Origin of the sequence: Streptomyces sp. YIM 130001 (genome assembly GCF_003574445.1) — a bacterium.
Classification (GTDB): domain Bacteria; phylum Actinomycetota; class Actinomycetes; order Streptomycetales; family Streptomycetaceae; genus Streptomyces.
In genome coordinates, this window is the sequence record NZ_KZ984556.1 from 197,571 (window position 1) to 209,729 (window position 12,159).

The window sequence follows — 12,159 nt, forward strand, 5'->3', positions numbered from 1 at the left end:
ATGAGTGTGATCGCGCGCACGTTGCGTAATCGGGGTGCCGGCGCTGCACTGGGGAGATGCTGACGCGTATCGACCACATCGGGATCGCCTGCTTCGACCTGGACGCGACGGTGGAGTTCTACCGCTCCACGTACGGCTTCGAGGTCCACCACACCGAGGTCAACGAGGAGCAGGGCGTACGCGAGGCCATGCTCAGGATCAACGGCACATCGGACGGCGGCGCAAGCTACCTTCAGCTCCTCGAGCCGGTGCGCGAGGACTCCACGGTGGCCAAGTGGCTCGCCAAGAACGGCGAGGGCGTGCACCACATCGCCTTCGGCACCGCGGACGTCGACGCGGACGCCGCGGACGTCAAGGACAAGGGCGTCCGCGTTCTCTACGAGGAACCGCGGACCGGCTCGATGGGATCCCGGATCACCTTCCTGCACCCCAAGGACTGCCATGGAGTACTGACGGAACTCGTCACTTCGGCCGGCGAGCACCAGGCCCCCTCGCCGGGCACCCCGCAGGCCCCCGCACAGGACTAGCCCTTCGCATCGGCCCCGGACGCACCACTGACCTCCGCATACCCGGCCCGGTAGGGTTGGGGGCGGCCGTGCGCCGGGGCGATGCCCCCTGGCTGCGGCCGTTTCCGGGGTCCGGATTTTTCGGGGGCGTACGGGGGTCGGCGTCTGGGCAGCGGCCCACACCCCGCCGTTGATCTGACACCATTCCCCGGTGGGCCCCGTTCGGCGGATGGGCGGAGCTCGTTTCGAGACTTTCGACCGGAGCGGGGCACCCCCTGCTCGAACAACGTTGAGAGCTTGGGGAAGGATGGGACCGCGCAGTGCGGGGCTACGAACGCCAGGAGGGCCAACGGCAGGCTGAGACCGACCATCTCTCGAAGTTCGAGGCCGAGATGGACCGGCTGAAGACCGACCGGGAGAAGGCCGTCCAGCACGCCGAGGATCTCGGCTACCAGGTCGAGGTGTTGCGCGCCAAGCTCCATGAGGCGCGCCGCAGCCTCGCGTCCCGTCCTGCCTACGACACGGCCGACATCGGTTACCAGGCCGAACAGCTCCTGCGGAACGCGCAGATCCAGGCCGACCAGCTCCGCTCGGATGCCGAACGCGAGATGCGCGAGGCCCGCGCCCAGACTCAGCGGATCCTGCAGGAGCACGCGGAGCAACAGGCCAGGATGCAGGCCGAACTGCACTCCGAGGCCGTCTCCCGGCGCCAGCAGCTCGACCAGGAGCTGGCCGAGCGCCGGCAGACCGTCGAATCGCACGTCAACGAGAACGTCGCCTGGGCCGAGCAGCTCAGGAACCGCACCGAGCAGCAGGCCCGCCGGCTCCTCGACGAATCCCGCTCGGAGGCCGACCAGGCGCTCGCCGCGGCCCGAGCCGAGGCCGAGCGGCTCACCGAGGAGGCCCGCCGCAGGCTCGGCGGCGAGGCCGAGTCCGCGCGGTCCGAGGCCGAGGCGATCCTGCGCCGGGCGCGTGCGGACGCCGAGCGGCTGCTCACCGCCGCGTCGACGCAGGCCCAGGAGGCCACCGACCACGCGGAGCAGCTGCGTTCGTCGACGGCGAGCGAGTCCGATGCGGCCCGCCGCCAGTCCTCGGAGCTGAGCCGGGCCGCCGAGCAGCGGATGTCCGACGCGGAGACCGCGCTGCGCGAAGCGCGCGCCGAGGCGGAGAAGGTCGTCGCCGAGGCCAAGGAGGCCGCCTCCAAGCGCCTGGCGAGCGCGGAGAGCGAGAACGAGCAGCGGGCACGTACGGCCAAGGAGCAGGTCGCCCGCCTGGTCCAGGAGTCGACGAAGGAGGCCGAGGCCACCAAGGAGGAGGCCAAGCAGGCCCTCGCCGACGCCAGGACCGAGGCCGAGCAGGTACTGGCCGAGGCCACCGAGAAGGCCCGTACGGTCACCGCGGAGGAGACCGCCTCCCAGCTGTCGACGGCCGCCCGTACCGCCGAGGACGTACTCGACAAGGCCCAGGCGGACGCCAAGGCGACCACGCGCGCGGCGAACGAGGAAGCGGAGCGGCTGCGCACCGAGGCCGAGACGGAGGCCGACCGGCTGCGCGCCGAGGCGCACGATCTGGCGGAGCAGCTCAAGGGCGCGGCGAAGGACGACACCAAGGACTACCGCGCCAAGACCGTCGAGCTGCAGGAGGAGGCCCGCCGACTGCGCGGTGAGGCCGAGCAGTTGAGGGCCGAGGCGGTCGCCGAGGGCGAGCGGATCCGCAGCGAGGCGCGGCGCGAGGTCGTCAAGGAGATCGAGGGCGCGGCGAGCAGCGCCGAGGAGATCCTCTCCAAGGCCCGGGCGGACGCCGACGAGTTGCGCACCACGGCGGGCACCGAGGCCGAGCGGGTGCGCACCGAGGCGATCGAGCGCGCCACGACGCTGCGCCGGCAGGCCGAGGAGACACTCGAGCGCACCCGTACCGAGGCCGAGCGGCACCGCGACGAGATCACCGAGCAGGCCGAGGCCGTACGGACGCAGGCCGAGGAGGCCGCGGAGCAGACCCGTACCGACGCCGAGCAGGCGATAGCGCAGCGTCAGGCCGAGGCGGCCGAGGAGCTGGCCCGGCTGCACACCGAGGCCGAGGAGCGCCTGACCGCGGCCGAGACCGCGTTGAACGACGCGCGCAGCGAGGCGGAGCGGCTGCGCCGCGAGGCGGCGGACGAGGCGGAGCGGCAGCGCACGGAGGCCGCCGAGCGGGTCCGCACGCTCAAGACTCAGGCCGAGGAAGAGGCCGAGCGGCTGCGCACGGAGGCCGCCGCGGAGGCGTCCGAAGCCCGCGCGGAGGGCGAGACGACCGCCGTAAGGCTGCGCAGCGAGGCCGCGGCGGAGGCGGAGCGGCTCAAGACGGAGGCGCAGGAGAGCGCGGACCGGGTGCGCGCGGAGGCCGCTGCGGCGGCCGAGCGGGTCGGTACGGAGGCGGCCGAGGCGCTGGCCGAGGCCCAGGAGCACGCGGCGGGACAGCGGGCCAAGGCCGACGAGATCCTGGAGTCGGCCCGCGGCGAGGCCGAGCAGGAGCGCGAGCGGGCCCGCGAGCAGAGCGAGGAGCTGCTCGCCGCGGCCCGTAAGCGGGTGGACGAGGCGCAGGCCGAGGCGCAGCGGCTGGTCGAGGAGGCGGACCAGCGGGCGGGCGATCTGGTGGCGGCCGCCGAGCTGACGGCCCAGCAGGTGCGGGATTCGGTGTCCGGTCTGCAGGAGCAGGCGCAGGAGGAGATCACCGGACTGCGGTCGGCTGCGGAGCACGCGGCCGAGCGCACCCGCAAGGAGGCTCAGGACGAGGCGGACCGGGTCAGGTCCGACGCCTACGCGGAGCGGGAGCGCGCGTCCGAGGACGCGGGCCGGCTCAGGAGCGAGGCACAGGAGGAGACCGAGGCCGCCAAGACCCTTGCGGAGCGCACCCTTTCGGAGGCGATCACCGAGTCGGAGCGGCTGCGTACGGAGGCCACCGAGCAGTCGCAGCGGGCCCGTACGGAGGCTTCGGAGCGGGTCTCCGCGGCCGAGCAGGACGCGACGCGCACCCGGGCCGACGCCCGCGAGGACGCGAACCGCATCAGGACCGACGCGGCCGCCCAGGCCGACCAGTTGATCTCCGAGGCGACCGGCGAGGCGGAGCGGCTGCGGGCCGAGGCCGCGGACACGGTCGGCTCCGCGCAGCAGCACGCCGAGCGCACCCGGTCGACGGCCGAGCAGGTCAAGGCGGACGCGGCGACGGAGGCGGAGCGGCTGCGCAGCGAGGCGCAGGCCGAGGCCGACCGGCTCCTCGACGAGGCGCGGCAGGAAGCGGGCAAGCGCCGCACGGAGGCCGCTGAGCAGGTCGACCGGCTTGTCGCGGAGGCCACCGCCGAGGCGGAGAAGCTGAACCACAAGGCCCAGGAGCAGGCGCTCGAGACCACCACGGAGGCCGAGCAGCAGGCGGACACCATGGTCGGGGTGGCCCGCCGCGAGGCCGAGCGCCTCGTCTCCGAGGCCACCGTGGAGGGCAACTCCCTGGTGGAGCAGGCCCGTACGGACGCGGACGATCTGCTGGTGGGGACGCGCCGGGACGCGACGGCGATCAGGGAGCGGGCCGAGGAGCTGCGCGACCGGATCACCGGCGAGATCGAGGAGTTGCACGAGCGGGCCCGCCGCGAGTCGGCGGAGACGATGAAGTCGGCGGGCGAACGCTGCGACGCCTTGGTGAAAGCGGCCGAGGAGCAGCGGGCCGAGGCGGAGGCGACGGCCAAGGAGCGTCTGGCCGACGCGAACACGGAGGCCGGCAAGGTCCGTATCGCCGCGGTGCGCAAGGCGGAGGCGCTGCTCAAGGAGGCCGAGCAGAAGAAGTCCGAGGCGCAGCGCGAGGCGGAGCGGCTGACCTCCGAGGCCGAGGCCGAGGCGAAACGTCTGGTCGAGGACGGCAAGCGCGAACTCGACGTCCTGGTGCGCCGGCGCGAGGACATCAATGCCGAGATCTCCCGCGTCCAGGACGTGTTGGAGGCGCTGGAGTCCTTCGAGACACCGGGCGCCGGAGGCAACGGCGGCAAGGACGCTGGGGTCAAGGCGGGGGCGTCGGCCGGAGCAACTCGTTCGAGTGGCAAGTCCTCGGAAACGTGACCGCGGGCTCAAATGATCGACTACTGAAGGGGGTTGACCCGGGCACGTGCAAGCGGTCTTCGGGTCAGCCACTCAAAAGGGGTGTCATTCTCCAGATCAAAAGAGCAACTGCTCGGTGACACGCCGCAATGCCCCCTAGGATTCCCCTCGGGGGGTGCTTTGAAAGTCCCGTACGGCACCCGCGGCGCCCGGGGCTTTCAGAACACCCCCCTCACCTCACCGGTCTCATTCGACAGGAACCCCATGAGCGACACTTCCCCCTACGGCTTCGAGCTTGTGCGGCGTGGGTACGACCGCGCTCAGGTGGACGAACGCATTGCCAAGCTCGTCTCCGACCGTGACAGCGCACTGTCCCGTATCACCGCTCTGGAAAAGCGCATCGAGGAGCTCCACCTCGAGACACAGAACGCGCAGGCGCAGGTGAACGACGCAGAGCCGTCGTACGCCGGTCTCGGGGCCAGGGTGGAGAAGATCCTCCGGCTCGCCGAGGAAGAGGCCAAGGATCTGCGTGAGGAGGCCCGTCGGGCCTCCGAGCAGCACCGCGAGCTGGCCGAGTCCGCCGCCCAGCAAGTGCGCAACGACGCCGAGTCGTTCGCGTCCGAGCGCAAGGCCAAGGCCGAGGACGAGGGCGCCCGGATCGTCGAGACGGCCAAGGGCGAGGCGTCCGCGCTGCGCGCCGAGGCCCAGAAGGACGCGACGTCCAAGCGCGAGGAGGCGGACGCCCTCTTCGAGGAGACCCGCGCCAAGGCCGCCCAGGCCGCCGCGGACTTCGAGACGAACCTGGCCAAGCGCCGCGAGCAGTCCGAGCGCGACCTGGCCTCCCGTCAGGCGAAGGCGGAGAAGCGGCTCGCGGAGATCGAGCACCGTGCGGAGCAGCTGCGCCTCGAGGCGGAGAAGCTGCGTACCGACGCCGAGCGCCGCGCCCGCCAGACGGTGGAGACCGCGCAGCGCCAGGCCGAGGACATCGTGGCCGACGCGAACGCCAAGGCCGACCGGATCCGCAGCGAGTCGGAGCGCGAGCTCGCGGCGCTGACCAACCGCCGGGACTCGATCAACGCCCAGCTGACCAACGTCCGCGAGATGCTGGCCACCCTGACGGGTGCCGCGGTCGCCGCCGCGGGCCAGCCCGCCGAGGACGAGCAGTCGGCTTCGCACGGGGTTCCGGCGCAGCAGACGCGCTGACACCTTCGGGCCACCGCGCCCCGTACCGCTTCGGCGGTGCGGGGCGTTCGTGCGTGCGGGGTTGTGGGGGTACGGGCGCCGCGGACGTCGGGTGGGACGGGTGTGTGCGGGGATCCAGCCCGGTGGCGGGGCAGTTCGTCCCGTTCTAGCGTGGTGCGCATGATCGAGCTCGCGGGCCTGACCAAGCGTTACGGCGAGAAACTCGCCGTCGACCAGCTGACCTTCACGGTCCATCCCGGCATCGTCACCGGCTTCCTCGGTCCCAACGGCGCGGGCAAGTCGACCACGATGCGGATGATGCTCGGACTCGACCACCCGAGCGCGGGCGACGTACGGATCGACGGTCTGCACTACGACCAGCTCAAGGACCCGATGACGTACATCGGCGCCCTCCTCGACGCCAAGGCCATGCACGGCGGCCGCAACGCCTTCAACCACCTCCTGTGCCTCGCGCAGTCCAACGGAATCCCGCGCGCACGCGTGCACGAGGTGCTCGACACGGTCGGTCTGACGGCGGTCGCCAGGAAGAAGGCCAAGGGCTTCTCGCTCGGCATGGGCCAGCGGCTCGGCATCGCCGGCGCGCTGCTCGGCGATCCGCAGATCCTGATGTTCGACGAGCCGGTCAACGGCCTCGACCCCGAGGGCATCCACTGGATCCGCAATCTGATGAAGGGGCTCGCCTCCCAGGGCCGTACCGTCTTCGTCTCCTCGCACCTGATGAGCGAGATGGCCCTGACGGCCGACCATCTGGTGGTCATCGGCCAGGGCAAGCTGCTCGCGGACACCTCGATGGCCGACTTCATCCGCGCCAACTCCCGCAGTTACGTACGGCTGCGCTCGCCGCAGCAGGAGCGGCTGCGGGACGTACTGCACGCCGAGGGGATCACCGTGATCGAGGCCGGCAACGGCACGCTCGAGGTGGACGGCGTCGGCGCCGACCGGCTCGGCGAACTCGCCGCAGGCGCTCAGCTCGTCCTGCACGAGCTCAGCCCGCAGCAGGCCTCGCTCGAGGAGGCCTTCATGCAGCTCACCGCGGAGTCGGTCGAGTACCACGCGCACTCGGACCCGGCCTCGTCGCAGTCCGGCGCGGGCGCGACCTGGACCGACGCACCCCCGCCGCCGGGAGGCGCGGGGCCCGCGCCGGGCTGGGGCGAGCAGTGGAATCAGCAGCGGTCGCGGAAGAACGAGGGGGCCTGACGGATGGCAGCCACACAGGTTCTCCGGTCGGAGTGGACGAAGATCCGGTCGGTCTCGTCCACGGTATGGACGCTCGGCCTCGCCGCGCTGGTCTCGATCGGCCTCGGTTTCCTGATCAGCCTGCTCGCCTCGAACGACTTCGACAATCTCGGTGCGAAGGACCGGGTCGCGTTCGACGCCACGGCCATCAGTTTCGCGGGCATGGGGCTCGGCCAGCTCGCGATGATCGTCTTCGGCGTGCTGGTGGTGGCGAACGAGTACAGCACGGGGATGATCCGGACCTCGCTCTCCGCCGTGCCGCAGCGCGGCACCTTCCTGTTCTGCAAGATCGTTGTGGCCACCGCGCTCGCCCTGGTCGTCAGCCTGATCACCGCCTTCATCGCCTTCTTCGTCGGGCAGGCCGTTATGGGCGAGCACAAGGTGTCGATCGGTGACCCGGGGGTGCTCCGGGCGGTGATCGGCGCGGGGCTCTACATGACGCTGATCGCGGTGTTCTCCATGGGCGTCGCGGCGATGCTGCGCAGTCCGATGCTGTCGCTCGGCATCCTGATGCCGTTCTTCTTCCTGATCTCCAACATTCTCGGGAACGTCTCGGCCACCGAGAAGATCGGACAGTTCCTCCCCGACCAGGCGGGCCTGAAGATCATGCAGGTGGTCAGCCCCGTCGACGACGACGCCCCGTACGGGCCGTGGGGCGGCTTCGGGATCATGGCGTTGTGGGCGATCGCGGCGCTGATCGGCGGATACGTGCTGCTGAAGAAGCGGGACGCCTGAGCGCGACGGACACCCAGGACCGGACCGCTTAATTCCGTTCGTGACCGCGAGGCCGCACGAACCCTTGCGTTTGCCTGGAACCGTCAAGGCGTGGATATCCTCTTAGCCCTCACGGGGGCTAGCCTGCAGTGCCCCGACGTCTACGACCTGTCGATGGGTGCGCAGCATGATCGAGGCAATCGGCCTGACCAAGCGTTACGGCGCCAAGACGGCCGTGTACAACCTTTCCTTCCAGGTGCGGCCCGGCACCGTCACCGGATTCCTCGGGCCGAACGGCTCGGGCAAGTCGACGACGATGCGCATGATCCTCGGTCTCGACAACCCCTCCGCCGGCCACGTGACCATCGCCGGCCACCCCTACCGCAAGCTGCCGAACGCACCGCGGCACGTCGGAGCCCTGCTCGACGCCAAGGCCGTGCACGGCGGCCGACACGCACGCAACCACCTGCTCAGCCTGGCCCAGCTGTCCGGCATCCCGGCCCGCCGGGTCGACGAGGTACTCGGCGTGGTCGGCCTCCAGGACGTGGCCAAAAAGCGATCCAAGGGCTTCTCGCTCGGCATGGGCCAGCGGCTCGGCATCGCCGCCGCACTGCTCGGCGACCCGCAGGTACTCCTCTTCGACGAGCCGGTCAACGGCCTCGACCCGGAGGGCATCCTCTGGGTCCGCAACCTGATGAAGCAGCTGGCCGCCGAGGGCCGTACGGTCTTCGTCTCCTCGCACCTGATGAGCGAAATGGCGCTCACCGCCGAGCACTTGATCGTGATCGGCCGCGGGCAGCTGCTCGCCGACATGAGCGTCAAGGCGTTCATCTCGGCCAACTCCGCCGACTTCGCCCGGGTCCGCACACCGGACCCCGACCCGCAGGCGCGCGAGAAACTGACCGCCGCGCTCACCGAGTCCGGCGGTCAGGTGCTGCCCGAGCAGGACGGCGCGCTCCGCGTCACCGGTCTGCCGCTCCCCCGCATCAGCGACGTCGCGCACGCGGCCGGCGTCCGCCTGTGGGAGCTGTCCCCGCACCAGGCCTCGCTCGAGGAGGCGTACATGCGCATGACGCAGGGCGCCGTCGACTACCGCTCGACCACCGACCAGCGTGCCGGGCTGCAGCAGCCGGCCGGACCGCAGGAACCGTACGCCCCGCCCGTGCCGGGACATGACCAGCCCGGCTGGTACGCGCCCCCGCCGCCGCAGCAGGGTGGTCAGCCGTTCACGATGCCGCAGGGCGCACCCGGCCAGCCGTACGGCGCTCCCGCGGGCCCCGGCCCGTACGCCGCACAGGCCCCCGCCCCGACCCCGCACACGGACAACGAGGACTCCCGATGAGCACGCCGCACCCGCAGCAGGCACCGTCGCCCGTGCCCCCGCAGGGCGCACCGCAGCAGGGCGCTCCGTACGACCACGGGCAGGGCCTGCCGGGCGCCGCCTACACCTCACCGATCCCGATCAAGCGCACCCACCTCGGGAACGCGATCGTCTCGGAGTGGACGAAGATCCGTTCCGTCCGCTCGACGGTGTGGACGATCACCATCTTCCTGCTCCTGGTGGTCGGCACCGGCCTGATCATCGCGGCCAACACCAAGGCGCAGGACTACGCCGAGGTGCCGTACACCCTGCCGGCGTTCTTCGGGCTGATCCTCGGCCAGATCTGCCTGATCACGCTCGGCGTCCTGGTCGTCTCCTCGGAGTACGGCACCGGCATGATCCGCACGACGATGACCGCGTCGCCGCAGCGCTCCCGGGTGCTCGCCGCGAAGTTCCTGGTCTTCTTCGTGGTCGCCTTCACGGTCTCCGCGCTGGCCATCGGCCTGGTCGGCCTGTTCACCTCGGGGATGCACGACGACGGCTCGGTCGAGTCGGTGCCGATGGGCGGCACCCTCCTCAAGGGCTCGCTCTACGTCTCGCTGCTCGGCGTACTCGCCCTCGCCGTGGGCGCGTTGCTGCGGCACTCGGCAGGGGCGATCACCGCGATGCTGGGCCTGGTCCTGGTGCCGGCGATCCTTCCCGCGTTCCTGATGATCTCCGAGTCGACCCGCGACATCGGCGAGAAGATGCTCGAGTACAACGCGCCGAACTCACTGGCCAAGGTCTTCCAGCTGGAGTCCGGCAGCGGCGGCGGCACCCCGCAGCTGTGGCTGCTCGCCGGCATCACGGTCGCCGCGATCGTCGGCGCCTTTATCCGGCTCGAGTCGCGCGACGTCTGACCCGCCGGAGCTCAGAACCTCGGCGCGTTACGGGACCGCTGCACCCGCGTGGTGCGGCGGTCCCTCGCGTTCCAGCAGGACTTGTGCCAGTGCCGACGGTCCTCGACGCCGCCGCCGAACTCGGGCCAGGCCACCACATGGGCCACCCCCGAGGAAATCTCCTGATCGCATCCGGGGCAGCGGTACGTCTTGCCCGCGCTGCTCGCCCCCGCCACGTGCCGGACGCTGAACTCCTCGCCCTGCCAGCTCTCCGTGTGCTGATGGCCGCCGTAGCGGCCGCGCTCCTCCTCCCCCGCTCGGCCGGCTGAACCGGCGACCTTCGGTCGGTTTCGGCGCGGAGACACAGCACACCTCTCGGGCTGTCCGGGGGACGAGTGGATTGTCCAGCCTACGCGGCGCGCCTGCGGGTACACGTCCTACCGGGCGCCCCTCAGGGAGCGCCCACCCCAGCCGTGCCCCGTGTCACGCGCTGGTCGGCGCGCCCCAAGGCCTTCGCGCCCGCGGGCTCCGAAGCACTCCGACGAGTGCCGAGGGGGCGCCACTCATCGGAAAATGGGCCAACCTGCTTGCCAGGCCGTGCCTTTGGCACGTGTCACGCGTTATTGCCCACAGGGGAGGCCGCGTCGGCGCCGAGGAATCAGGAGTCTCGATGCGCGTTGGAAGTTTCGTACTGGCCGCACAGTTCCCGGGCCAGGGGCAGGGTGAGGCGCTGCATCGCGCCGTGCGCACCGCGGAAGTCGCGGAGGAGGCCGGGCTGGACGGAGTCTGGCTGGCCGAGCACCACTTCGTGCCGTACGGCGTGTGTCCGTCCGCCACGACACTGGCTGCGCTGCTGCTCGGCCGCACCCGCCGTATCCGGGTCGGCACCGCCGTCAGCGTGCTGACCACCCAGCATCCGGTCACGGTGGGCGAGCAGGCGGCGCTGCTCCATGTCACCAGTGGCGGCCGGTTCACGCTGGGTGTCGGCCGCGGCGGTCCGTGGGTCGACCTGGAGGTCTTCGGCAGCGGACTCGAGGCGTACGAGGGCGGGTTCACCGAATCGCTCGATCTGCTGCTCCGCTGGCTCGGGGAGCCGCGGGTGTCGGCGGACGGCGAGCGGTTCGCGTTCCGCGAGGTCTCGGTGGTGCCCCGTCCCGACGAGCTCCTGAGCGGTCCGGAGACCCCTGAGGTCCTGGTCGCCTGCACCTCACCGGCCAGTGTCAGGACGGCCGCGGAGCGCGGCGTACCGATGCTGCTCGGCATGCATGTCGGGGACGAGGAGAAGGCGGACATGGTCGGCCTGTGGCGGCGCTGCGCACGGGCCGCCGGGCACGCGCCCGAGGACGTCGCGGCTGCGGGGCATGTGTCGGCGGGGGTGGCACAGGTCACGGACCGCGGCAGCGATGCGGCGGAGGTCCTGCTCAAGGCGATGCCGGGCTGGCTGAAGCAGGGGCTGGACGCCCATGTGACGGTGGACGGCCGGCTGCGCCGCATGCGCGACCCCGCGGCGTACACCGAACTGCTCTGCGGGCTGCACCCCGTGGGCACGCCGCAGCAGTGCGCCGACCGGCTCGCGGCCACTTCGGAACGCACGGGCATCTCCCGCTTCGCGCTGCTCATGGAGGGCTCGGGCGACCTGGCGGCCACCGAGGAGAACGTACGGCGCATCGGTGCGGACGTACTGCCGCAGCTCGAGTGACGGCGCACGGGCACCGGGCACGGGGGCTCGTACTCGGATGCACGGCCTGATCGACGGCCGGAGGGCTGCCGCCCCGGACAACACACCTCCCGCGTACGGGGCGGCAGCAACAGGCCTCAGCAGTCCCGGAGTTCCGGCGACTGGTTGAGCAGCTGGCCACGGATCGAGGTGAACCGGGTCAGCCGATCATCGGCCTCGTCACCGAGTGGGAAGACGGCGACCCGATGGCAGTTCTGGAATGCGAGTCGCACTCCGAAGTGCCGTTCGAGCGAGCCGCGTATCGCGTCACTCGCGAGCGCGCGCAGCAGCTGCCCGCGCGCCTGCTCGTCCGGCGGCGGCGTCTGGTTGTCGGCGAACTCTCCGCCGTCGACCTTCAACTGGGCCACCAGTGAGCTGATCATCTCCCACGCATAGGGCAGGGAGCTCCGGACGCAGTCGACGAAGGCGGCTTCATCGACCTCGCCTCGCTCGGCCTGCTCCAACAGCGCCGGTGAGACGTCGAGCGACATGGGTTCTCCTCTCGCACCCCCGAGGGGCGGGG

10 protein-coding genes are annotated in these 12,159 nt (G+C 71.4%); 8 read left to right on the forward strand and 2 right to left on the reverse strand.

The window, feature by feature from the left end:
• Nucleotides 1-56 precede the first annotated feature (56 nt).
• From mce to DSC45_RS35780, 7 genes are all read left to right on the forward strand, one after another.
• Entirely contained in the window at nt 57-527 is a 471-nt protein-coding gene (gene mce, locus DSC45_RS18130; RefSeq protein ID WP_119292190.1) for a methylmalonyl-CoA epimerase, read from the forward strand.
• 299 nt (nt 528-826) lie between these two features.
• The gene (gene scy / locus DSC45_RS18135) at nt 827-4,588 is read left to right on the forward strand and encodes a polarized growth protein Scy (protein ID WP_119292192.1); all 3,762 of its coding nucleotides are present in this window, start codon (nt 827-829) and stop codon (nt 4,586-4,588) included.
• A 243-nt stretch (nt 4,589-4,831) separates the two neighbouring features.
• On the forward strand, nt 4,832-5,770 hold the full coding sequence (locus DSC45_RS18140; RefSeq protein WP_119292194.1) for a coiled-coil domain-containing protein: 939 nt from the start codon (nt 4,832-4,834) through the stop codon (nt 5,768-5,770).
• 159 nt (nt 5,771-5,929) lie between these two features.
• On the forward strand, nt 5,930-6,967 hold the full coding sequence (locus DSC45_RS18145) for an ATP-binding cassette domain-containing protein (protein WP_240434703.1): 1,038 nt from the start codon (nt 5,930-5,932) through the stop codon (nt 6,965-6,967).
• A gap of 3 nt (nt 6,968-6,970) precedes the next feature.
• Nucleotides 6,971-7,741, forward strand: a complete 771-nt coding sequence (locus tag DSC45_RS18150; RefSeq protein WP_119292196.1) for an ABC transporter permease — start codon at nt 6,971-6,973, stop codon at nt 7,739-7,741.
• 166 nt (nt 7,742-7,907) lie between these two features.
• Nucleotides 7,908-9,062, forward strand: a complete 1,155-nt coding sequence (locus DSC45_RS35775; RefSeq protein WP_240434704.1) for an ABC transporter ATP-binding protein — start codon at nt 7,908-7,910, stop codon at nt 9,060-9,062.
• The gene (locus DSC45_RS35780) at nt 9,059-9,940 is read left to right on the forward strand and encodes an ABC transporter permease (RefSeq protein WP_240434705.1); all 882 of its coding nucleotides are present in this window, start codon (nt 9,059-9,061) and stop codon (nt 9,938-9,940) included. The genes DSC45_RS35775 and DSC45_RS35780 overlap by 4 nt, the downstream gene beginning before the upstream one ends.
• A gap of 11 nt (nt 9,941-9,951) precedes the next feature.
• Here DSC45_RS35780 and DSC45_RS18160 read toward each other — a convergent pair whose 3' ends face one another.
• Entirely contained in the window at nt 9,952-10,284 is a 333-nt protein-coding gene (locus DSC45_RS18160; protein WP_119292198.1) for an ATP/GTP-binding protein, read from the reverse strand.
• A 305-nt stretch (nt 10,285-10,589) separates the two neighbouring features.
• Here DSC45_RS18160 and DSC45_RS18165 point away from each other — a divergent pair, with 305 nt between their 5' ends.
• Nucleotides 10,590-11,618: an LLM class flavin-dependent oxidoreductase gene (locus DSC45_RS18165; RefSeq protein WP_119292200.1), complete on the forward strand. Its 1,029-nt coding sequence runs from the start codon at nt 10,590-10,592 to the stop codon at nt 11,616-11,618.
• Between the two features lie 116 nt (nt 11,619-11,734).
• On the opposite strand, the gene DSC45_RS18170 is transcribed toward DSC45_RS18165, so the two are convergent.
• The gene (locus DSC45_RS18170) at nt 11,735-12,127 is read right to left on the reverse strand and encodes an SCO5389 family protein (RefSeq protein WP_119292202.1); all 393 of its coding nucleotides are present in this window, start codon (nt 12,125-12,127) and stop codon (nt 11,735-11,737) included.
• Between the last annotated feature and the right edge of the window lie 32 nt (nt 12,128-12,159).